The organism is Paramicrobacterium humi, assembly GCF_900105715.1.
Taxonomy (GTDB): Bacteria; Actinomycetota; Actinomycetes; order Actinomycetales; family Microbacteriaceae; genus Paramicrobacterium; species Paramicrobacterium humi.
The window spans coordinates 47,567-69,147 of sequence record NZ_FNRY01000001.1 but is presented as its reverse complement, the minus strand read 5'-3'; the positions used below and the strand labels follow the sequence as shown (position 1 = coordinate 69,147).

Here is a 21,581-nt window from a genome sequence, read left to right as displayed (position 1 = left end):
CCGGCGACGCGAGCCGCGACGTCAGCTGTCGTCGCGCTTCTCGTACACGTCGGGGACGCCGTTCTCATCGGCGTCGACGGTCTCCTGCTCGGCGATGAGCCGGTAGTGCCGGTTGCGGATGCGCAGCACGACCGTGGCGAGCAGGGCGGCGAGAACGGATGCCGTGAAGATGGCGATCTTCGCATGGTCGATGTGTGGGCTCGGGTGCGCGAAGCTCAGCTCGGCCACGAGAAGCGAGACGGTGAAGCCGATGCCGCCGAGCAAGCCCATGCCGATCACATCGATCCACGCGAGAGAGTCGTCAAGGCGCGCCTTCGTGAACCGGGTGAGCACCCACGTCGTGAGGGTGATGCCGATGGGCTTGCCGAGAACGAGGCCGGCGGTGATGCCGATCATGACGGGGTCGGTGAGCGCCTCGAGGAAGCCCTCGGGACCGCCGATCGCGACACCGGCGGCGAAGAACGCGAACACGGGCACCGCGAACCCCGTGGAGAGCGGACGCAGCCGGTGCTCGAGCACTTCGGCCAGACCCGGACCCGCCTCGGGGCCGCCGTGCTTCCGGCTGCGCAGCACGGGCACGCAGAAGCCCAGCGCGACGCCCGCGATCGTCGCATGGATGCCCGACGCGTGCAGGAGCGCCCACGCGACGAGGCCGATCGGCAGCAGGATCGCCCACGCCGCCCACTTGCGCCGCCGGAAGAAGCGGGGGAACGCGTGGGTCAGGAACGCGTACACCGCGACGGGAATGAGGGTGAGCAGCAGCGGCGCCCATTCGACGCCCTGCGCGTAGAAGATCGCGATGATGACGATGGCGATGAGGTCGTCGACGACGGCGAGCGTCAGCAGGAAGATGCGCAGCGCGCTCGGCAGGCTCGAGCCGATGATCGCGAGAACCGCGACGGCGAACGCGATGTCGGTGGCAGTGGGGATCGCCCAGCCGTGCAGTCGGTCAGAGCCGAGGTTGATGAGGGTGTAGATGATCGCCGGAACCGCGACGCCGCCGAACGCGGCGGCGACCGGCACGAGCGCGGTCGCGGGGGAGCGCAGGTCGCCGGCGACGAACTCCTTCTTCAGCTCGAGACCGGTGAGGAAGAAGAAGATCGCGAGCAGACCGTCCGACGCCCATTCGCCGATCGTCAGCTCGAGGTGCAGCGGGGCGTATCCGATCGTGATGTCGCGAACGGCGAAGTAGCCATCCGCCCACGGCGAGTTCGCCCACACGATGGCGATGATCGCGGCGACGACCAGAAGGGAGCCGCCGACGGTCTCCGTGCGCAGCAACTCGCCGATGCGCTTCGCCTCGGTGAAGCTGCCCCTGCCGAGAACGGTGCGGCCAGTGCGGTTAGCGGTCATGAGTATCCCCTCGGGCGCGGTCAGCGAACTGCCGACCAGACTTCCCGGCTCACCGTCGCTCAGTATACGGGTCGCGTAGGCTGATGCACACACCTCGGGAGGCCCCATTGTCATCCGCAGCCAACGCGCACGTCCTCGTCACCGGAGCGGCTTCCGGCATGGGGCTCCGGTACGCTGAACGGGCTGTGCTCGAGTCGGCGGCATCCGTGACCCTGTGGGACATCGACCCGATCGCGCTCGATGATGCAGCGACGGCGCTGTCCCGTTCCCGCACGACGATCCACTCGCGCGTCGTCGACGTCGCGAGCCCGGAGGCGGTGGCGGATGCCGCGACGGCGCGCCTGAACGACGGCGCCGCTCCCGACATCCTCATCAACAACGCGGGCATCGTGCGCGGAAACGACTACTTCTGGGAGGCGCAGCCCGCCGACGCGGACCTCACCATGCGCGTCAATGCGCTCGGCGCCATGCATGTCGCCCGTCAGCTGCTGCCGGCGATGATCGCGGACGCGGGCCGGGCCAAGCGCATCCTCAACATCGCCTCCGCCGCCGGAACCCTCGCGAACCCGCGCATGGCTGCGTATGCGGCGTCGAAGTGGGCGATGGTCGGCTGGAGCGACTCACTGCGTCTCGAGCTTGCGGCTGCCGGCGCCGACCACGTGCGCGTCACGACGTTCTGCCCCTCGTACATCGCGACGGGAATGTTCGCGGGCGCTCGCGGCCCGCTGCTCACTCCCGTTCTCGACCCGGACGTCGCGGTCGATCGGGCGTGGCGCGCCATGCTGCGGGCGACGCCGCTGCGCTACACGCCGTGGTCGGTGTCGCTGTCGCGTGCGCTGCGCGGCGTGCTGCCCGCTCCCGCGTGGGACGCCGTCGCCGGCGCGCTCGGCGTCTACACGTCCATGGACGCCTTCACAGGCCGCGCCCACACGGAGGTCCCCGACACGGAGGAGGCACGATGAGCGAAGCGACGACCCAGCCGACGGAGGAGATGAACACGCCGGATGCCGCAGCCGAAGCGCGCCGCGTGCGCTCCGCGTTCGCATCAGGGCTCACGAAGCCGTACGCGTGGCGCGTGGAGCAGCTGCGGGGGTTGCGCCGCATGCTCATCGACAACCAGGACGTGCTCGAGCGCGCCCTGCACAGCGACCTCGGCAAGCATCCGACGGAAGCCCAAGTGAGCGAGATCGGCATCGTCGTCGGCGAGGTCGACTACACGCTTCGCCACCTCCGAGGCTGGCTGCGACCGCGGCGCGTGAGCATCCCGCTCGTGCTCGCCCCGGCCTCCGCCCGCACCGTCTTCGAGCCTCTCGGCACCGTCCTCATCCTCGGACCGTGGAACTACCCCGTGCAGCTCATGCTCGCCCCGCTCGTCGGTGCGCTCGCCGCGGGAAACGCGGTCGTGCTCAAACCGAGCGAGCTCGCTCCCGCCACGAGCGCGGCCCTCGCGGCCCTGCTGCCGGTGTACCTCGACGAGCGTGCGCTCGCCGTTGTCGAAGGGGGAGCGGATGCCGCCACGGCGCTGCTCTCCGAGCGCTTCGATCACATCTTCTTCACGGGGAGCACGCGCGTCGGTCGCATTGTCGCGAAGGCGGCGGCCGAGCACCTCACTCCCGTGACGCTCGAACTCGGCGGGAAGTCGCCCGCGTTCATCGACGACTCGGTCGACCTCGCGACCGCCGCGCGTCGGCTCGCGTGGGGGAAGCTCCTCAACGCCGGGCAGACGTGCGTCGCCCCCGACTACGTCCTCGCGACGCGAGCGACGGCCGACGCGCTCGTGCCCCTGCTGCGCGAGGCGCTCGCGGAGTTCTACGGCGACGACCCGGCGCGAAGCCCGGACTACGGGCGGATGGTCACGACTGACCACACGGCGCGCATGCGCGACCTGCTCGCGGGCGAGAACGCGGCCATCGGCGGCGAGGTCTCCGTCGACGACCGCTACGTCGCCCCGACCGTCGTGAACGGCATCGACCGCGACGCGCCCCTCATGCGCGAGGAGATCTTCGGCCCCGTGCTGCCGATCGTGCACGTGTCGGATGCCGCCGACGCCGTGAGCTTCATCACGGCGCGCGAGAAGCCGCTCTCGCTCTACGTGTTCTCCGACGACGATGCCGTGCGCCGGCTGTTCACGCGCGACACGTCCTCGGGCGGGCTCGGCTTCAATGTGCCCGCGGCGCATCTCGGCGTTCCCGGTCTGCCGTTCGGCGGCGTCGGCGCGAGCGGTATGGGCGCCTACCATGGGGAGCGCTCGTTCACGACGTTCAGCCACGCGAAGGCGGTGCTCTCCAAGAGCCTCGGCCCCGACACCATGGCGCTCCTGTACCCGCCGTTCACGGCGGCGAAGAACGCGATCGCACGGCGGATCATCGCCCGCACGGGACGGCAGGCCGGCGATGCCTGAGGCGCCCGAGCTGCCGAACATGCGCGCGCTCGCCGAGGCGATGAGCCTCGTGCTCGACCGCTGTGTATGGAGTCAGACGCAATCGCATGCCTCGCTCGTCACCTACCTCATCGAGGAGAGCTATGAGCTCGTCGACGCCGTCGAGGCGGCGGACTCCGACGCCATGCTCGAGGAACTCGGCGACGTGCTGCTGCAGATCGCGTTCCACGCCGAGATCGCCGCCCGCACGCCCGCAGAGTCGTTCACGCTCGACGAGGTCGCCCGCGTCGCCCACGAGAAGATGGTGCGCCGCCACCCGCACGTCTTCGCCGGAGAGCACGCGCCGACGATCGAGGACGTGCTGCGGCTCTGGAGCGCGGCGAAATCGGCCGAGAAGCGCGACCGCGCAAGCGTTCTCGACGGCATCCCGCCGCAGCTTCCGGCGCTCGCGCTCGCCGACAAGGTCATCGGCCGCGCCGAACGAGCGAACATGCTCCCCGAGGAATACGACTCCACCGGCGCCCCCGACGCCGCCGCGGACGAAGAGCAGCTCGGCCGTCAGCTGCTCGGCATCGTGCGCGACGCGCGAGCGCGCGGGCTTGACGCGGAACGCGCGCTGCGCGGCGCCGTGCGGCGACTGAGCGATGACGTGCGCCGGGCCGAGGGGAGCGCGAGCGGGCGCTCGTCGGCCTCGTGACAGAATTGAGGCCATGGCTTCTTCCGTCACTCCGCCGCGCGGCATGCGCGACTACCTTCCCGCCGACAAGGCGAAGCGGGAACACGCACTCGGCCTGATCCGCGGGGTCTACACCCGCTACGGTTTCGACGAGATCGAGACTCCCGTCGTCGAGGACTACACGCGCCTCCACGCCGGACTCGGCGGCGACAACGAGAAGCTCACGTTCAACGTGCTGCGCCGCGGCCTCACCGCCGAGCAGCTGTCCGCTGCCGCGGCATCCGGCGACACCGCCGAGCTCGCCGATCTCGGCTTGCGCTTCGACCTCACCGTTCCGCTCGCCCGGTTCTACACGACGCACCGCGGAGAGCTGCCGCCGGTGTTCCGGTCCATCCAGATCGCCCCCGTCTGGCGGGCCGAGCGGCCGCAGAAGGGCCGGTACCGCCAGTTCGTGCAGTGCGACATCGACATCTTCGGCGAGACGGGCCCGCTCGCCGAGATCGAGCTGCTCTCCGCGACGGCCGCGGCGCTGCGCGAGCTCGGCATCACAGGCTTCACCTTCCGGGTCAACGACCGCCGCATCCTCACGGGCATGCTCGCCGCCTTCGGGTTCGCCGACGAGGAGCACGCGTCAGTGCTCATCACGATCGACAAGCTCGACAAGGTCGGCGTCTCGGGCGTGATCGCGGAGCTGCGCGAACGCGAGGCCACGGCGCCAGCCGTCGACGCTCTCGAGCAGTTCCTGACCCGCGAGGGCGGAGCGGACGCGCTGCCCTTCGGCGAGGAGCAGATTCGCGCGAGCCTGCCCGCAGGCGTCGACGAGAGCGTCATCGCCGACCTCGCCGCCATCGGCCTCGCCGTCGAGAAGGCGGATGCCGCCGCCGGGGCAGAGCGCACGGCGGTGCCGCTCGTGCAGTTCGACCCGTTCCTCGTGCGCGGCATGGGCTACTACACGGGCCCGATCTTCGAGATCCACCACCCCGAGCTCGGCTACTCGCTCGGCGGCGGCGGACGCTACGACGGCGTCGTCGGACGATTCCTCGGGCAGGACGTCCCGGCCTCCGGCGCTTCGCTCGGCTTCGACCGCATCGTCGACCTGCTCGAGCTCGACGCGGCGTCGGCGGGGGAGCAGATCGTGCTCGTCTACGACCGCGATGTCGACCCGGCGACGCTCGTCTCCCTCAAGTCCCAACTCCTCGCGTCGGGCGCGCGAGTGCGCCTCGAGAAGCGCGTGAAGAACCTCAAGGGCCTTCTCGATCGCGTCACCGACGCCGGCTTCACCGCATTCGCTTTCGTGCGCGCGGGCGACAGCGTCGCGAGCGAGCTCGAGCTCAAGCCGCTCGGCGGCTGAGCCCGTAATCGGCCATGAGGTTTGCTCGCGGGACGGCTAGACTTGCCGGCGGGCCAACGGCGTTCCACCAATCGACAATCTGCACAGAGGAGATCATCCGTGGCATACATCGAAGCGGTACTTGCCCGAGAAATTCTGGATTCCCGCGGCAACCCGACCGTTGAGGTCGAGGTCCTGCTCGACGACGGAGAGATGGGCCGTGCCGCGGTTCCGTCCGGCGCGTCCACCGGTGCCTTCGAAGCGTACGAGCTTCGCGACGGCGACAAGGGCCGCTACCTCGGCAAGGGCGTGCGCAAGGCCGTCACCGCCGTCATCGACGAGCTCGGCCCGGCCGTGGAGGGCCTCGAGGCCTCCGACCAGCGCATCGTCGACGACGCCCTCCGCGAGGTCGACGGCACCGACAACAAGAAGCGCGTCGGCGCGAACGCCATCCTCGGCGTCAGCCTCGCCGTCGCGCACGCCGCGGCCGCCTCGGCCGAGCTCCCGCTGTTCCGCTACCTCGGCGGACCGAACGCGCACGTGCTTCCCGTGCCGCTCATGAACATCATCAACGGTGGCGCGCACGCCGACACCGGCGTCGACATCCAGGAGTTCATGGCTCTGCCCATCGGCGCGCCGACCTTCAGCGAAGCGCTGCGCTGGGGCGCCGAGACGTACCACTCGCTCAAGTCCCTGCTCAAGACCAAGGGCCTCGCGACAGGCCTCGGCGACGAGGGCGGATTCGCCCCCGACCTCGAGCACAACCGCGCCGCCCTCGACCTCATTCTCGAGGCGATCGAGAAGGCCGGGTTCACGCCCGGCAACGACATCGCCCTCGGCCTCGACGTCGCCTCGACCGAGTTCTTCGAGAACGGCGTCTACCGCTTCGAGGGCAAGGACCGCTCGAGCGAGGAGATGACCGCATACTACGAGGACCTCGTCGCGAACTACCCGCTCGTCACGATCGAGGACCCGCTCGCCGAAGACGACTGGGCCGGCTACGCCCACCTCACGCCGTCGCTCGGCCAGAAGGTGCAGATCGTCGGAGACGACCTGTTCGTCACGAACCCGGCGCGCCTCGCCGACGGCATCAGCAAGGGCGCCGCCAACTCGCTCCTCGTCAAGGTCAACCAGATCGGCACCCTCAGCGAGACGTTCGACGCCGTGTCCCTCGCGCAGCGCGCCGGCTACACCGCGATCCTCTCGCACCGTTCCGGCGAGACCGAGGACACGACGATCGCCGACCTCGCCGTCGCCACGAACGCCGGCCAGATCAAGACCGGTGCGCCTGCTCGGTCGGAGCGCGTCGCAAAGTACAATCAGTTGCTGAGGATCGAGGAGGAGCTGGGCGAGGCCGCGTCGTACGCGGGCCGTTCCGCCTTCCCGCGCTTCTCCGCGTAGACCGCTCTGAACGCTCCCGGTGCTGCGCAGGCACCGGGAGCGTTCGCATTCCGTGAGGGAGGATGCCGTGGCTCGACGCCCCCGCCGCCCGCCCGGCGCCGCCCGCCCGCCCGCCGAACAGCGAGCCGTCGCCGACGACTCCGAGCGCAAACGCTGGCTCGGCGGCATCCATTTCTCTGGCTTCTCGCTCATGATGATGGCCCTCATCGTGCTCGGCGTCGTCGTGCTCGCCCCGAACCTCAAGGCGCTCGTCGAGCAACGGCAGGAGATCGCGCAGCTGCAGCGCGACGTCGCAGACCAGAAAGACGACGTCACCGACCTACAGAAGGAGCGTGAACGCTGGAACGACCCGAGCTACGTCAAGACGCAGGCGCGCGAGCGATTCTTCTACGTGAGCCCCGGCGAGATCAGCTTCATCGTCATCAACGACCTCGACGAGACGTTCCTGCCCGACACGACCGAGCCCGTCAGCGACGAGCTGACGCAGACGAAGGTCGACTGGGCCTCGTCGCTGCTGACGTCCGTGCTCACCTCCGCCTTCACGCCCGTCGAGGGATCGGACGCGAAGACGTCGCCGCAGCCCTCGGACACGCCGAGCCCCACCCCGACCGCCACCGACACGAAGTAGCACGCCGATGACCACTCCGCCCTTCGACCCCGTCTCCGAGACCGATGTCGCCGTCGTCTCCGCCCAGCTCGGACGGCCTGCGCGGGACGTTGTCGGCATTTCGGCCCGCTGCGTGTGCGGCCGGCCGACGGTCGTCTCGACGGCGCCGAGGCTGAGCGACGGAACGCCGTTCCCGACCTTCTACTATCTGACGCATCCCGCAGCGACCGCTGCGGTCAGCGAGCTCGAAGCCGAGCACGTGATGAACGAGTACAACGAGCTGCTCGCCACCGACGAGGACGTGCGCGAGAGGTATAGAACTGCCCATAACGCCTATCTCGCCGACCGTGAGAGCATGGGACACGTTGAGGAGATCAGCGGCATCTCGGCCGGGGGAATGCCAGTGCGGGTAAAGTGCCTCCACGCGCTCGTGGCCCACTCGCTCGCCGCCGGGCCCGGAGTGAATCCGATCGGCGACCTCGCGCTCGCGCGGGCGAACTGGTCGCCGCAGGTCTGCGAATGCACGATCGACGAGGTGAGGGAAGGCAGCTGAGAGTGGCACAGCGACCGCACGCGACTGCCCGCCGGCGTATGATCGCCCGCGCGGCGGCCGCCATCGCGCTCGCCGGCGCCGTCGTGCTCGGCGGTGTCGCTCCCGCCTCGGCAGCCACCGTGCGCGATGCGGAGTACTGGCTCGACAGCGGGTACGGCGTGCAGGAGGCCTGGAAGACCACGAAGGGCAACGGCGCCGTGATCGCGATCATGGACACCGGCATCGGCAAGGGCCCGAAGGACTTCTCCGGCGTGACGGGCGGCACCGACGTCTCGGGCGTCGGCTCCTCCGACGGCCGCACCCCGCTCGGCTCCGAGGAGGAGCGCAACCACGGCAGCTGGGTCGCCTCGCTCGCCGCAGGGCGCGGCAACGGTGAGGAAGGCGCGATGCTCGGCGTCGCCCCGGAAGCGACGCTGCTGTCGATCTCGATCGGGTTCCCCTCGAGCGGATCGACGGTGTCGTTCGTCGATCAGGTGGCCAACGGCATCCACTGGGCCGTCGACAATGGCGCCGACGTCATCAACATGTCGTTCTCGACGAACGCGAAGGAGTGGGACCCGAGCTGGGACGAGGCGTTCCAGTACGCCTACTCCCACAACGTCGTCATCGTCGCCGCCGCCGGCAACCGGGGGAGCGGCACGGACGTCGTCGGCGCTCCCGCGACCATCCCCGGCGTCCTCACCGTCGCCGGCGTGGACAAGGCGGGAACCGTGAGCCAGAACGCGTCGACAGAAGGCATCACGATCGGCGTCTCCGCGCCGAGCGAGGAGCTGACGGGAATCTCGGCCGACGGCACTCCAGTCATGTGGGCGGGAACGAGCGGAGCCTCGCCGATCGTCGCCGGCATGGTCGCGCTGCTCCGCTCCGCATACCCCGACATGGATGCCGACAACATCATCAACCGGCTCGTCACGACGGCCGTGCCCACGAGTCAGCAGGGCGACGACGTTCCGAGCCCCGACTACGGCTATGGTCTCGCCAACGTGGGGAAGGCGATCGACTCCGACGTCGCGCCGGTCACGACGAACCCCATGGGCAGCCTGAAGGACTGGATCACCGTGAACCGTCGCGCCGAGGCCGAGACGGCAGCGCCGCCCGTCGACAAGACGACGGTCAAGGCGCTCGCACCGATTCCGAAGGCCGACGACACCGTCAATCCTTTCCTTCCGACGCCAGAAACCCTGCGCTATATCAGCATTCCGGCGGCGGTGATTCTCGGCGCTGGTACACTGATAGTGCTCGGTGCCATCGGCGCCACCCGGCATGTCAGGCGAGTGGCCCGAAAGTCGTAGTACGCTCGTTTGCCGTATTTGCGATCCAGTAGGAGAAAATTTCACCGTGCCCAAGATTCTCATTGTCGGCGGCGGCTACGCCGGTTTCTACACCGCATGGAAGCTCGAAAAGCATCTGCGACCCGGCGAGGCCGAGGTCACGATCATCGACCCGCTTCCGTACATGACGTACCAGCCGTTCCTTCCCGAGATCGCCGCGGGGTCGATCGAGCCTCGCCACGCCGTGGTCTCGCAGCGTCGTCACCTCAAGCGCACCGAGGTCATCACCGCGAAGGTCACGTACATAAACCACGCCGAGAAGAAGGTGACGGTGTCGCCCGAGATCGGCGAGCCGTACGAGATGTCGTACGACCAGGTCGTCGTGACCGCCGGCGCCGTGTCCCGCACCTTCCCGATCCCCGGCCTCGCCGACCAGGGCATCGGACTCAAGACCGTCGAAGAGGCCGTCGCGATCCGCGACCGCATGCTCGACAACTTCGCGAAGGCCGCCGGCCTCCCTGCCGGACCCGAGCGCGACCGCCTGCTGACCTTCGTCGTCGTCGGCGGCGGCTTCGCCGGCATCGAGGTCTTCGCCGAGCTGCGCTCGTTCGCGAGCTCGCTGCTGAAGTACTACCCGCAGCTGAGCTTCGACGACATCCACTTCCACCTCGTCGAGGCGATGAGCCGCATCATGCCCGAGGTCTCGCTCGAGACCAGCCACTGGGTTCTCAAGAACCTCGCGAACCGCGGGGCGCTCGTGCACCTCGACACGCAGTTCGCGTCGTGCGTCGACGGCAACATCGAGCTGTCCACGGGCGAGAAGTTCGAGTCCGACCTCATCGTCTGGACCGCCGGTGTCATGGCGAACCCGCAGATCGTCCGCAACACCGACCTGCCGATCGAAGAGCGCGGTCGCGTGATGACCCGCGCCGACCTTCGCGTCGGAACCGACGAGGAGCCGATCGAAGGCGCCTGGGCTGCCGGTGACGTTTCCCGCGTGCCCGACCTGACCGGAGGCGGCGTCGGCGGCTTCTGCGTTCCCAACGCTCAGCACGCCGTCCGCCAGGGCAAGCTTCTCGCCAAGAACATCGTGGCCGTCCTCCGCGGAGAGCTGCCGAAGGAGTACTTCCACAAGAACCTCGGCGCCGTCGCCGGCCTCGGCATCGGCATCGGTGTCTTCCAGTCCGGCAAGCTCGCCATCAAGGGCTTCCCGGCTTGGGTTGCGCACCGCGGTTACCACGGGCTCGCCATGCCGAGCTGGGAGCGCAAGCTCCGCGTCTTCGGCGGCTGGGTGAACAACTTCTTCCTCGGCCGCGACATCGTGTCGCTCTCGGCCGTCCAGCATCCGCGTGCCGCGTTCGAGGAGTTCGCCGCTCGTCCGAAGCCGCCGGCACCGGCGGCTGAGAAGCCGGCCGAGACGCCCGCCGCGAGCACCCCCGCCGCGAAGTCCGACAAGGCTCCGGCCAAGAAGGCTCCCGCGAAGAAGACGCCCGCCAAGAAGCCCGCTTCGAAGACGGCTGCGAAGCCGGCCGCTGAGAAGGCGGCGGCAAGCAATTAGTCTCCCGTGCAGAAGGCCCGCCCGATGGTGGGCCTTCTGCCGTTAACGCCGCTCGCGCACCGCGCGGTCAATCCGTGGCAGTGAGCGGTCGGCGACCGACAGGGCAAGCAGAAGAATCACGGCGACGGTCTTCACAATGGCGAGGTCGTGCAGCCCCACCATATTCGCGCGAGGCCGGAAGAACGCGCCGTGTGCCGCAGAAGCCAGCATCGCCGCGATATACATGAATGTGGACAGCTGGCCAGACGCGGTGCCGATCGACGCCTCGGCGGCTGGTGGTAGAGCGTGTTTTGCACTGCGAGGCTCACGCGCTCTTGCGGGGTGCCGAAAATGGGCGCGGACAGTGCGAGCAGGGCGAGCAGTTGCCCACCTGGGCTACGTCAGGATCGTCCCAAGGGTTATCGGAGCAAGCAGTCGCCGGTCGAAGCGGCCGAAAGATGCGGCGTGCGCCGGAAGCCCGGTCATGATTGCCAGCGTATGCCCGGAGGTGATGGAATCCTTTCTCCCTGAACCGGATGCCGCCACGCGCTCCTCTAAAGTGGGGAAGGGCCCCCATAGCCCAACGGCAGAGGCAGGCGACTTAAAATCGCTTCAGTCTGGGTTCGAATCCCAGTGGGGGCACCGCACGCTGTTCAGACGTCAGCCGCGCCGCCCTCAGTGAGCGGCGCGGCAAGGAACGCGAGTTCGTGCTCGGCCGTGCCCGATCGTCTGAGGCGGCGAACGCCTCGTAACGGTAGACCCCGAGGAACGGAGCATAGCGCCTCTCCGTACTCGTTGCCGCCAGCATCTGTGCTCCTATGCCGGCATAGACCCAATGGCAGGTGAGCGCGGCCGCCGCCAGCGCCCGAAAGTCGCGGCCGACTATCCCATGATTACCGGGATGGCGAAGGCGTCGAGCGGGAAGGCGGCTGTGAGGCGCCCGGTGGACAGCGGCACGCCGCTGTCGGTGAGCAGCCAGATGCTGGTCATGAGGAGGAAGACCTGTCAGAAGACAGGGGCGCAGTCTCCCGCGAGCACGTCAGGAAGTCCGGTTTTCGATCGGGCAGCGATGGTGCGAGCGGTGCGGTGGAAGGCCGGGGCGCCGGCGACGTGGCGGCGACAGAATGTCTGCCCGTCGCAGGTTTTGAACGAGCTCGTCTCGGCTTTGCCCATCGACGGATGCGGCCCACATCGGAGTTCCAGGGGCGCTGCGCCAGGATTCGGCGAGCGGGCTGTTATCAACCGTGTCGAACCCGAGATCGTCGTAGAGTCGGGTGACGAAAGCGACAGCGTCGGGATAGTCGCTGGAGACGATGAGTGCCTTCCTGTCTGCGTCACCGCGTGGCCGCGCGAGTCGCAGGAGAGCGGCGATGCGTTCGTCGGGCACGCGGGCAGGGATACGTTCGTGAAATTGAATATGGCTGAAAGCCTTCACAATCTTGGCGCAAGGCAGCTGTCGCTGACGCAGCTCCTGGATCGTGGCTGCGCCGCTATCGACCTCAGGGAAGTTCCCGTCGCGCCACGCCATGTAATTGTTGTTATCGATCACAATTTTTCCGGCGAGTTCCTGCGCAGGTAGTTCGTGTGATGGTGAGTATGGGAAGGCCAGGAATGCCACGTCCGCGGCGGCGGCTGCTTCTGCGGCGGTGCCGGCTCGCGCACGCGAACCCAGATCCTCGATCAAGGAGCGCAGAGTATGCGGTCCGCGCGAGTTCGCGATGACGATGTCGTAACCTGCCCCGACGGCAGCACGCGCGAAAGTCGCTCCGGCTTGCCCCGCACCCAGTACACCGATCGTTGTCACCAGCTCAGCTCCCCAGCCTCATCACGAAGGGTTCCCGTAGGTCCGGCGGCGCCGAGTGTTGCCAGCCGCACCACCGCTCTGGCGCTGTCTTGGACGGGACGTCCGCCTTCAAATCCTGCCGTCATGTCGGTCGCGGTATACCCCGGTTCAATCGCGTTGATGCGCATCTGCGGATTGGCCTTCGCGTACTGCAGCGTCAGCATGGTTGCTGCGGCTTTCGACGCTGCGTACACGGCGTTCGTGAGATGAAACTCGGGTCGTGCGGGATTCGTGACTGCCCAGAACGATCCAGCACTACTCGAGACGGTCACCACCGTAGCTTGAGCGGACTTGCGCAGTAGGGGAAGTGCAGCCTCGGTGACGCGTACTACACCGACGGCATTGGTATCGAACGCGCGCATAGCCAACGGTCCATCTGCAGAGTCGAACTCTTGGACACCGGCGTTGTTCACGAGGATGTCAAGACGCGTCTCGGCATCAGCTATCGTGCGAAGTGCCTGCGCGACCGAATCATCGTCGGTCACATCGAGTTGGACGTGCCGTGCGCCGATCGCAGTAGCCGCATCCGCACCGCGGACCACGTTCCGTGCCCCGAGATACACGACGTGTCCCAGATCCACGAGCTGGCGCGCAGTCTCAAAACCAATACCTTTGTTCGCTCCGGTGATAAGCGCAATACCCACAACAACCTCCTTGAAATACCTCTTCTCTAGCGGGTGTTCACAAGAGTATGAGTGCCATTCATGTGCAACCAGGACCGGCATCAACCCGGGTCCTGCAAGCACCCCCTCTGAACGACACCGGCATGCTTGTGCCGCAGATCGAGAGAGAACGCGCGAATCCGCTTGGTGCATACTTGCAGGCGCGTCGCGGCCTGTTGACACCGCAGCAAGCGGGTGTAAGCGTCAACGGTGTACGGCGTGTGCCAGGACTGCGCCGCGAGGAACTTGCCATGCTTGCCGGGATCAGCGCCGACTATTATCTTCGGCTTGAACGGGGTAAGGACCGGAACCCCTCCGCCCGAGTTCTCGATGCGCTCGGTCACGCGCTCCAGCTCGACAACGACCACATGACGCATCTGAAGTCCCTAGCGTCCGACGCGCCCCGCCCTCCCGCAGATCCACCGCAGGAAGAAATCCCGGTAAGCGTGCTCAATCTCATTGGCGCGCTCGACCAGCCAGCATTCATCGAAGATGAATACTTCAATATCCTCGCTTCAAACCCATCAGCCCAAGCGCTCAATCCTCACCTGAGTCCCGGACGGAATCAGATGCGGGATCTGTTTCTCGACGAGAGCGAGCGAGCATTGCATCCGGACTGGGAGATGGCCGCGGCATGCCTCACGGCGAGCCTGCGGCACACGATCGGCAATAATACCGATGACCCCCACTTCCTCCAGCTCATCAATGACCTCAGCCGCGAGAGCTCATACTTCCGTCACCTCTGGGCCCGACATGACGTCCGCGCGCAACGAGGTGCAAACGTCACACTTACTCACCCCCAGTTTGGTGAACGTGCCTTCACTCGTGAACAACTACGCATCAACGGAACAGAGCGAATCAAGGTCGTTGTCTATTACGCCCGAGAGGGGAACGACTCACGAGCGGCAGGTTCTTCGATCGATCCCAAAGGTGCGGCAGAACACGCGAGCATCGGAACGACGATCACGGCGTCCGCTTCCCGCCCGGCAGCCGATCCGGAGGAACCGATCACGGCTTCGCATCCGCGTAGCACGACGTGATCGCAACGCCCAACGGGAAGTCGATGGGAAAGTCGCCGAACAGGCCGCGGCCCGCGGCATCCGCTGCATCCTGAACCGCGCGAGCGACTTGGTCCGCCAGAGCGAGCGGTGAATGCACGACGACCTCGTCGTGCAGAAAGTACACGAGGTGCGGGCGCCCGTCCGAGTCGGGGAGGGCGTTCAAGCGGTGCCTCAGCTCGGCCAGCCAGCACAGCGCCCACTCGGCGGCTGTGCCTTGAGCGACGAAATTGCGCGTGAACCGACCCCAGTCGCGGGCCTGCGCCCGCGCGGCACGCTCTTGCGCGGCCGTCGCGTCGGGCTGCGCGGAGACGCGTTGGAAGGCACGCCACTCCTCTGCCGGAAGCGGCGAACTGCGACCGAGCCATGTGGTGACCTGGTCTCCGCGCTCTCCCGCTCTCGCCGCCGCTTCAACGAGTCCCGTCGCACGCGGGTACGCCCGCACGAGGCGCGGCATGAGGCGCGCGCTCTCCCCGGTCGTTGCACCGTACAGTGCGCCGAGCATCGCAACCTTCGCGTGCTTGCGAGTGTCGACCGTGCCGGCGTCCACGAGGCCCTGGTAGAGATCCGCGCCCTGCCCGGCCCGCGCCATCGCGCGGTCGCCGGCCATCGCCGCGACGATGCGCGGCTCCAGCTGTGCGGCGTCCGCGACGATGAACGTCCAGCCCTCGTCGGCGACCACGGCGGGCCGCACTTGCGCCGGAAGCTGAAGCGCACCGCCGCCGCTGCTCGCCCAGCGTCCCGTGACGACGCCTGCGACCACGTACTCGGGGCGGAAGCGGCCCTCGTGCACCCACTCGTCGAGCCATGCCCAGCCGTTCGCGCTCAGGAGCCGCGACAGCGACTTGTATTCGAGCAGCGGCGCAATCGCCGGATGCTCGATCTCGCGAAGCGCCCACTTGCTGGTCGAGTTCACGGTCACCCCGGCGTTGCGGAGCGCACGAAGCAGTTCAGGCTGGGAATCGGGATTGAGCCGGGGCGCGGCGAGCTTCTCGCGCACCTGCTCGACCAGCCGCTCGAGCTTCGCCGGTCGTCCGCCGAAGCGCGGACGCGGTCCGAGCGCTTCGCTGAGAAGTCGTTCGTGCACGTCGCGGCGCCACGGCAGTCCGTCCGCACGGATCTCGCAGGCGATCATCGCGCCGCACGATTCGGCCGCGAGAAGGCGGCTCAGTCTGCCCGGTGAACTCGACGCGGCCACCGTCTCGAGCTGCCGCTGGAGCTCCGCCACCGGATCCAAACGAACGGCCGGCCGCTCATCCCACTCGAACAGTCCGACATCAGCGGCCGCGGGAGCGACGACGGGCTCGTCCCAGCCATCACGAGGTGCGCCGTGCAACGCGGTTCCCGCTGTCCCCGTCGAGCGGCGCAGGATGGTGCGGCACAGGGAGAGGTCGTGGCTCTTCGCGAATCGGATGCCGCTCGCGAGAAGCCGCGGATACCACTCCGCTGTGCGCGCGAACACCCATCGGGGGTGCTCCTCCTCGAGCGCGGCGACCGTGGCGGGCAGCTCGTCAACGGCGACCGTGCGGTCGTCGCTCGGGCGACCGGCGTCGTCGGTGATCGTCAGGCGAACCGCCGGCCCCGCGGCCGCGTGATCAAGGACGATGTGCACGCGTCTATTCTCCCGTGCACGGGCGACACAGGCGGCGGTGGCAGGATGGGCGCATGAACGACATCTCTGTGACCGATCTTGCCGCCCGACGTGAAGCGGGCGAGGCCCCCATCATCGACGTGCGCGAGGCCGACGAGTGGGCGAGCCGACACGTCGAGGGCGCCGTGCACATTCCCCTCTCGGAGTTCATGCAGCGCGAGCACGAGCTGCCCGAGGCGGAAGAGCTGTACATCCTGTGCCACTCCGGCGGTCGGAGCGCGCGAGTGACGCAGTACCTTGAGCAGAAGGGCGTGTCGGCGGTCAACGTCGTGGGCGGTATCGAGGCCTGGCAGGGTGCCGGACTTCCCGTTGTCAGCGAGTGACGCCGCTCACACGGTGAGCCGCGGCTGCACGTAGCGCTTCCACAGCCATACCGAGAACCCGATGGCTGCGAAGCCGAGGGTGAGGGCGAGAGCCGCGAGCACGTTGCCGGTGGCCCGCCAGTCCGCGATGCTCGGACCGAGCATGACGAAGAGCGCGGTGAGGATCGCGAGCACGGATGCCGTCCAGACGAGCCGTGATCGCGCGAAGACCGCTCGCCCGCTCAGTCGGCCGAGCGGCACCATCATTATCGCGGCCGAGCCGATGCCCACAAGTGCTGTGATGTTCGCCGTCTCGACGAGCAGCTGCGTGACGAACCCGCCGCCGCGCGGGACGAGCGAGGCGATGAGCCACGCGAGGACGCCCACCGCGAATACTCCGCCCATGCGGCACAGCGCCAGTCGGGCTCGCAGCGCATCGGAGAGCACCGACGGCACTCGCACGGTCGTCACGAGGGCGAAAAGCAGCGCCGGGTGAAGGTCGAACGCGCGCGACACGACGACGGCCGCGCCGACGACGAGAAGCCAGCGCGGATTGAACCGCACTTCGGCGAAGCCGCACTGCCACGCGTGCACGAGGATGCGCGGAACCCACGCCCCGACGACGTTGACGATCCCGACGGCGATGCACGAGGCGAGGAGAAGCCGGAGATAGGCGGGCTGGCCGTCCACCGGATTCGCGAAGATCGTCAGCGCGCCGGCCGCGACGACGCCGACGGCGGTCATCGCGAGGCGCCCCGGCACACCGAGGTTGAGCGACGTCTCGAACTCCCGGGCGGATCGGTTGCGGCCTGTGAGTGCCGGCTTCGCCGTGCGCGAGCGTCGCGTAGTCAGCGTGCCGGCGAGCAGCCGCGCCGGCACGAGGATGAGCAGCACGGTGAGAAGGGCGAGAGCCAGGGCGCGCAGCCAGCCCGCGAGCGCGTCAGCGCCGAGCGCCGCCGGCAGAGCGTGGGAGAACGGGGTAGCGTGCTCCCACGGGCCCGGCGCACCGGGTCCGGCCGGAGGAGCGGCGATCGACGGCGGGGCAGACGACTGCTCATCCTTCGTGTGCCCCGGCGTCGTCTCTTCCGGGCCCGGCGTATCGGGTGAGACCGTGCCGTGCTCGGTCTGCGACGGCTGCGTGGTCCCCGGTGTGGTCGGCGCGAGCGACGCGGAGCCGAAGGGGTAGCGAAGCGCGACGCTGTCGCCGCTCGCGTTCCCGGCAGCGTCCCATGCTCCCGCCACGATCGTGTGGTTCCCGGGTTTCGCGAGGGCGCCGGCTGAGCACGACCAGGAGCCGTTCTTCGCGACAGCCGTGCAGAGAGTCTGAGAGCCGGCGAAGACGATGACCTTCGACCCGGTGTCTGCCGAACCGGAGAAGGTCGCACCCGAGAGCGGAAGCCGCGTGCCCTCGGAGGGCCCCGTGATGACCGGTCGAGCGGGCGCGACGGTGTCCAGAACGAGACTGACGGGAGATCCCGTCACGCTGCCCCACGATGTGCTCTGGGTCACTGTCGCCGAATGGGCGCCGTCCCGGCCGGTGATCGTGCAGAACCAGGCTCCCGAGTCCTCCGCCGTTGCGGTGCAGAGCGTGCCGGAAGCAGCCGTCACCGTCACGGTCGCGCCGGGAAATGCGCTGCCCGCGATCCGGCCGTTGGTCAGGAGCGTTCCCGTGTGGGTCAGGGTCGCAGGGGTGAGCACATCGAAGGTCACGCTCGCTCCTGTGTCGGCGCCGAGTTCCTGCGCCTCGACCGTGACGTCGTCGCCGCTGTACACGGTGATCCGACAGGAGAACGTGCCGTCGGCGCTCGCCGTTGTGACGCACGGCTCGCTGCCGTTCTGATCCCGCTGCACGTGCACTTTCGCGCCGGGCGTCGCCCCGGCGCCCGTGACGGTCACGCTCGACTGCTTCACGAGCGCCTCGGGCGGCGGGGACGTGATCGTCAGCGTGGGAGCGGGGGGAGTGGTAGTCGGCGGCGGCGTCGGCGAGACGCTCTGTCCCGGCGTCGTGGTGTCCTTCGGAGCTGCGTCGTCATTGGGTGCCGCGACGGCTGATTGCGACCCCGCCGCCGGTGCCGGCTCGGCGGCCTGTGCGCCGCTCGCGGACGCGAACGGGAGCGCCAGGGCTATCGCGGCAGCCGCGGCGAGCACGAGCCAACGCGAGGAGGACCTCGCCGAAACGCCCGGCCAGATCGTCGTTGCTGTGTTTGAGAAAGCCCGCCCCACTTCACATCCATTCAGCGGGAGCTGGTGGGGGATGTCAAGCGGGCGCGGCGGTTTGTGACACCTCTCTCAGCCGAAACGCAGGTGTCGCGCGAGCGCGTGCGGGCATTGCCGATATCGTCATCTACGAAAGCAGGAGGCAGACGATGGCGATTTCCCTGATGGCCGGTGATGAGCCTGTCGAGAACCCGGCCCCGTGGCGGGACCCCGCCGGGTTCTGGCCAAAGCTCGACGCCGCGACAGCCGACGAGGAACCGCCGTTCGGAGTGCTGCATCTCGGCGCACTGCGCTTCAATGCCCACGACATGATCCGGCGGGCGGCGGGCACGCCGATCCGGCTAGCGACGAAGTCCGTTCGGATCCGTTCGGTGATGGATGCCGCTCTCGCGCTGCCCGGCTTCGCCGGAGTGCTGGCCTTCACGCTGCCCGAGGCGCTCTGGCTCGCCGAGACAGTCGACGACGTCGTCGTCGGGTACCCGAGCGTGGACAGGGCGGCGATCACGCGGCTCGCGGCATCCGAATCCCTCGCTTCCCGGGTCACGCTCATGGTGGACAGCCCAGAGCACCTCGACTTCATCGACGCCGTGGTGCCGCCCAAAGGCCGCGCGAGCATCCGCGTGTGCCTCGAGATCGACGCGGCCTGGGCGGGCCCGCTCCCGCTCGGCCGGCTCGGGGTGTGGCGCTCGCCGCTCCGCGAGCCGCATGACGCTCGCGCCTTCGCCGAGCACATTCTCGCGCGACCCGGGTTCGAGCTTGTCGGCATGATGGCGTACGAGGCGCAGATCGCGGGAGTTCCCGACCGCGTTCCCGGGCAGGCGGGAAAGAACGCGACGGTGCGCTGGTTCCAGCGGCGTTCGCGAGCCGATGTGGCCGAGCGTCGCGGCGAGGCGGTACGGCTGGTCCGTGAGATCGCGGATCTGCGTTTCGTCAACGGCGGCGGCACAGGCTCGATCGAGAGCACCGCGCACGACGACTCCGTCACGGAGATCGCCGCGGGAAGCGGCCTTCTCGCGGGGCACCTTTTCGACGACTACAGCGCCTTCGCTCCCGCGCCGGCCGCGTCGTTCGCGCTTCCCGTCGTGCGCAAGCCCCGGCCCGACGCCGTCACCATGCTCGGCGGCGGCTGGGTCGCCTCGGGCCCTGCGGCGCCCGACCGGCTGCCGCGGGTCGAGTGGCCCCGCGACTTGCGGATGGCGCCGCGTGAGATGGCGGGGGAGGTGCAGACGCCTCTCATGGGCGAGAACGCGACGCGGCTGCGCATCGGCGACCGCGTGTGGCTGCGGCACGCCAAGTCGGGTGAGCTCAGCGAGCGGCTCGCGGACTTCGCCGTCGTCGACGGGGACGCGATCGTCGATCGGGTGCCCACGTACCGCGGTGAGGGGAGGATGTTCCTGTGATCTCCAGTGGCGAGACCTGGCAGAACTGGGGCCGCACGGAGAAGGCGACGCCCCTCCGCGTGGAGCGGCCCAAGAGCGCCGGCGCGGTGCAGCGGGCCGTCGCAGCCGCGGCAGGGGCCGGCATTCCGATCAAGGCCGTCGGCGCAGGCCACAGCTTCACGGGCATCGCCGTCGCCGACGGCGTCCTGCTTGACCTCGACGAGCTCTCGGGCGTCGTCGCCGTCGACGAGGACCGCGGCCTCGTCACCCTCTCGGCGGGCACACGGCTCTCGGCGATTCCGCGGCTCATCGCCCGGCACGGGCTCGCCATGGAGAACCTCGGCGACATCGACAGCCAGTCGATCGCGGGCGCGATCTCAACGGGAACCCACGGCACGGGCGCACGCTTCCGCGGCATCGCCGCGCAAGTGGCGGGCGCGACGCTCGTCACGGGGACCGGTGAGCTGCTGCACGTCGACGAGAACGACAACGCCGAGCTCCTGCCCGCCGTGGCCCTCGGCCTCGGCGCCCTCGGCATCCTCGTCGACGTCACCCTGCGCTGCGTTCCCGCGTTCGACATGCACGCGCTCGAACGGCCGGAGCCGCTCGACGACGTGCTCGCGAGCCTCGGGCAGCGCGTCGAGAACGCCGACCACTTCGAGTTCTACTGGTTCCCGCACACGCAGACCGCGCTCACGAAGACGAACACGCGGATGCCGCCGGGCGCCGCGCGGCGACCGCTGCCGCCCGCGAAGCGCTGGGTCGACGACACTCTGCTGTCGAACGGGCTGTATCGCATCACGTGCGGTCTCGGCCGGCGGATCCCTTCGATCGTGCCGCGCGTCAACCGGATGGCGGAGAAGCTCACGGGAAACCGGGAGTTCACCGACCAGTCCTCTCGCGTGTTCACGACAAAGCGCACGGTGCGCTTCCGAGAGATGGAGTACGCGATCCCCGCCGATCGCGCGGCCGTAGTCATCGACGAGGTGCGCCGGCTGATCGTGAGCGCGGGCTGGAACATCTCGTTCCCGATCGAAGTGCGATTCGCGGCATCCGACGACCTGTGGCTGTCGACCGCGACGGGGCGCGAGACCTGTTACATCGCCGTGCATCGGTACGTCGGGGAGGACCCGACTGCGTACTTCCGAGCCGTCGAGGAGATCATGATCGCCAATGACGGCCGGCCGCACTGGGGCAAGATGCACTGGCGCGACGCCGGCGCGCTGCGCGCCCTATACCCGCGCTTTGACGATTTCGTGGCCGTGCGCGACCGCCTCGACCCCGCGCGCCTGTTCCGCAACGCCTACCTGCAGCGCGTGCTCGGAGGCTGAGAAAGCCACCTGAATCAGGGTCTTTGGGCC

At 68.6% G+C, this 21,581-nt stretch carries 19 protein-coding genes and 1 tRNA gene; 14 read left to right on the top strand and 6 right to left on the bottom strand.

Annotated elements, in window-relative coordinates:
- Window positions 1-21: 21 nt before the first annotated feature.
- Window positions 22-1,353 (bottom strand): Na+/H+ antiporter NhaA, encoded by a 1,332-nt coding sequence (gene nhaA / locus BLV49_RS00380; RefSeq protein WP_091178747.1) that lies wholly within the window; start codon window positions 1,351-1,353, stop codon window positions 22-24.
- A 107-nt stretch (window positions 1,354-1,460) separates the two neighbouring features.
- On the opposite strand from nhaA, the gene BLV49_RS00375 reads away from it, so the two are divergent.
- The 9 genes from BLV49_RS00375 (at window position 1,461) to BLV49_RS00335 (ending at window position 11,129) form a co-directional block, all read left to right on the top strand.
- Window positions 1,461-2,315, top strand: coding sequence for an SDR family NAD(P)-dependent oxidoreductase (locus tag BLV49_RS00375; RefSeq protein WP_245723476.1), 855 nt, complete (start codon window positions 1,461-1,463; stop codon window positions 2,313-2,315).
- 29 nt (window positions 2,316-2,344) lie between these two features.
- On the top strand, window positions 2,345-3,754 hold the full coding sequence (locus tag BLV49_RS00370; protein WP_091186507.1) for an aldehyde dehydrogenase family protein: 1,410 nt from the start codon (window positions 2,345-2,347) through the stop codon (window positions 3,752-3,754).
- Window positions 3,747-4,430: a nucleoside triphosphate pyrophosphohydrolase gene (locus BLV49_RS00365; RefSeq protein WP_091178743.1), complete on the top strand. Its 684-nt coding sequence runs from the start codon at window positions 3,747-3,749 to the stop codon at window positions 4,428-4,430. The genes BLV49_RS00370 and BLV49_RS00365 overlap by 8 nt, the downstream gene beginning before the upstream one ends.
- A gap of 13 nt (window positions 4,431-4,443) precedes the next feature.
- Window positions 4,444-5,760: a histidine--tRNA ligase gene (gene hisS / locus BLV49_RS00360; protein WP_091178741.1), complete on the top strand. Its 1,317-nt coding sequence runs from the start codon at window positions 4,444-4,446 to the stop codon at window positions 5,758-5,760.
- 99 nt (window positions 5,761-5,859) lie between these two features.
- Complete coding sequence (gene eno, locus BLV49_RS00355; RefSeq protein WP_091178739.1) at window positions 5,860-7,140, top strand: phosphopyruvate hydratase; 1,281 nt, start codon at window positions 5,860-5,862, stop codon at window positions 7,138-7,140.
- A 67-nt stretch (window positions 7,141-7,207) separates the two neighbouring features.
- Window positions 7,208-7,768, top strand: a complete 561-nt coding sequence (locus tag BLV49_RS00350) for an FtsB family cell division protein (RefSeq protein WP_091178737.1) — start codon at window positions 7,208-7,210, stop codon at window positions 7,766-7,768.
- A 7-nt stretch (window positions 7,769-7,775) separates the two neighbouring features.
- Window positions 7,776-8,300 (top strand): DUF501 domain-containing protein, encoded by a 525-nt coding sequence (locus tag BLV49_RS00345; protein WP_091178735.1) that lies wholly within the window; start codon window positions 7,776-7,778, stop codon window positions 8,298-8,300.
- Between the two features lie 2 nt (window positions 8,301-8,302).
- A complete protein-coding gene (locus BLV49_RS00340) occupies window positions 8,303-9,592 on the top strand; it encodes a S8 family peptidase (RefSeq protein WP_245723474.1) in 1,290 nt (429 codons plus the stop codon).
- A gap of 46 nt (window positions 9,593-9,638) precedes the next feature.
- Window positions 9,639-11,129: an NAD(P)/FAD-dependent oxidoreductase gene (locus tag BLV49_RS00335; RefSeq protein ID WP_091178731.1), complete on the top strand. Its 1,491-nt coding sequence runs from the start codon at window positions 9,639-9,641 to the stop codon at window positions 11,127-11,129.
- A gap of 42 nt (window positions 11,130-11,171) precedes the next feature.
- On the opposite strand, the gene BLV49_RS16635 is transcribed toward BLV49_RS00335, so the two are convergent.
- Window positions 11,172-11,354 (bottom strand): hypothetical protein, encoded by a 183-nt coding sequence (locus tag BLV49_RS16635; RefSeq protein WP_143033913.1) that lies wholly within the window; start codon window positions 11,352-11,354, stop codon window positions 11,172-11,174.
- Between the two features lie 323 nt (window positions 11,355-11,677).
- Between BLV49_RS16635 and BLV49_RS00330 the strand changes: the two genes are divergently transcribed.
- A tRNA-Leu gene (locus BLV49_RS00330) sits at window positions 11,678-11,750 on the top strand.
- A gap of 397 nt (window positions 11,751-12,147) precedes the next feature.
- Here the strand turns inward: BLV49_RS00330 and BLV49_RS00325 are convergent.
- Together BLV49_RS00325 and BLV49_RS00320 are read right to left on the bottom strand one after the other, a co-directional pair.
- The gene (locus BLV49_RS00325) at window positions 12,148-12,912 is read right to left on the bottom strand and encodes an NADPH-dependent F420 reductase (protein ID WP_091178729.1); all 765 of its coding nucleotides are present in this window, start codon (window positions 12,910-12,912) and stop codon (window positions 12,148-12,150) included.
- Window positions 12,909-13,595, bottom strand: a complete 687-nt coding sequence (locus BLV49_RS00320) for an SDR family NAD(P)-dependent oxidoreductase (protein WP_091178727.1) — start codon at window positions 13,593-13,595, stop codon at window positions 12,909-12,911. Before BLV49_RS00320 ends, BLV49_RS00325 begins: the two co-directional genes overlap by 4 nt.
- A 122-nt stretch (window positions 13,596-13,717) precedes the next feature.
- On the opposite strand from BLV49_RS00320, the gene BLV49_RS00315 reads away from it, so the two are divergent.
- The gene (locus BLV49_RS00315; protein WP_176980674.1) at window positions 13,718-14,653 is read left to right on the top strand and encodes a helix-turn-helix domain-containing protein; all 936 of its coding nucleotides are present in this window, start codon (window positions 13,718-13,720) and stop codon (window positions 14,651-14,653) included.
- Here BLV49_RS00315 and BLV49_RS00310 read toward each other — a convergent pair.
- Complete coding sequence (locus BLV49_RS00310) at window positions 14,622-16,283, bottom strand: bifunctional 3'-5' exonuclease/DNA polymerase (protein ID WP_091178722.1); 1,662 nt, start codon at window positions 16,281-16,283, stop codon at window positions 14,622-14,624. The genes BLV49_RS00315 and BLV49_RS00310 overlap by 32 nt on opposite strands.
- Window positions 16,284-16,336: 53 nt before the next feature.
- On the opposite strand from BLV49_RS00310, the gene BLV49_RS00305 reads away from it, so the two are divergent.
- The gene (locus BLV49_RS00305; protein WP_091178720.1) at window positions 16,337-16,645 is read left to right on the top strand and encodes a rhodanese-like domain-containing protein; all 309 of its coding nucleotides are present in this window, start codon (window positions 16,337-16,339) and stop codon (window positions 16,643-16,645) included.
- Between the two features lie 6 nt (window positions 16,646-16,651).
- On the opposite strand, the gene BLV49_RS00300 is transcribed toward BLV49_RS00305, so the two are convergent.
- A complete protein-coding gene (locus BLV49_RS00300; protein WP_091178718.1) occupies window positions 16,652-18,772 on the bottom strand; it encodes a hypothetical protein in 2,121 nt (706 codons plus the stop codon).
- 218 nt (window positions 18,773-18,990) lie between these two features.
- On the opposite strand from BLV49_RS00300, the gene BLV49_RS00295 reads away from it, so the two are divergent.
- Together BLV49_RS00295 and BLV49_RS00290 are read left to right on the top strand one after the other, a co-directional pair.
- Window positions 18,991-20,241, top strand: a complete 1,251-nt coding sequence (locus BLV49_RS00295; RefSeq protein WP_091178716.1) for an alanine racemase — start codon at window positions 18,991-18,993, stop codon at window positions 20,239-20,241.
- Window positions 20,238-21,551 (top strand): D-arabinono-1,4-lactone oxidase, encoded by a 1,314-nt coding sequence (locus BLV49_RS00290; protein WP_091178714.1) that lies wholly within the window; start codon window positions 20,238-20,240, stop codon window positions 21,549-21,551. Before BLV49_RS00295 ends, BLV49_RS00290 begins: the two co-directional genes overlap by 4 nt.
- The last annotated feature ends 30 nt before the right edge of the window (window positions 21,552-21,581 follow it).

Excerpts from the sequence above, each read along its gene's own strand:
- nhaA (WP_091178747.1), bottom strand. The coding sequence starts at position 1,353 with ATGACCGCTAACCGCACTGGCCGCACCGTTCTCGGCAGGGGCAGCTTC.
- BLV49_RS00365 (WP_091178743.1), top strand. The coding sequence starts at position 3,747 with ATGCCTGAGGCGCCCGAGCTGCCGAACATGCGCGCGCTCGCCGAGGCG.
- hisS (WP_091178741.1), top strand. The coding sequence starts at position 4,444 with ATGGCTTCTTCCGTCACTCCGCCGCGCGGCATGCGCGACTACCTTCCC.
- BLV49_RS16635 (WP_143033913.1), bottom strand. The coding sequence starts at position 11,354 with ATGTATATCGCGGCGATGCTGGCTTCTGCGGCACACGGCGCGTTCTTC.
- BLV49_RS00295 (WP_091178716.1), top strand. The coding sequence starts at position 18,991 with ATGGCGATTTCCCTGATGGCCGGTGATGAGCCTGTCGAGAACCCGGCC.
- BLV49_RS00305 (WP_091178720.1), top strand. The coding sequence starts at position 16,337 with ATGAACGACATCTCTGTGACCGATCTTGCCGCCCGACGTGAAGCGGGC.
- BLV49_RS00315 (WP_176980674.1), top strand. The coding sequence starts at position 13,718 with ATGCTTGTGCCGCAGATCGAGAGAGAACGCGCGAATCCGCTTGGTGCA.
- BLV49_RS00370 (WP_091186507.1), top strand. The coding sequence starts at position 2,345 with ATGAACACGCCGGATGCCGCAGCCGAAGCGCGCCGCGTGCGCTCCGCG.
- BLV49_RS00345 (WP_091178735.1), top strand. The coding sequence starts at position 7,776 with ATGACCACTCCGCCCTTCGACCCCGTCTCCGAGACCGATGTCGCCGTC.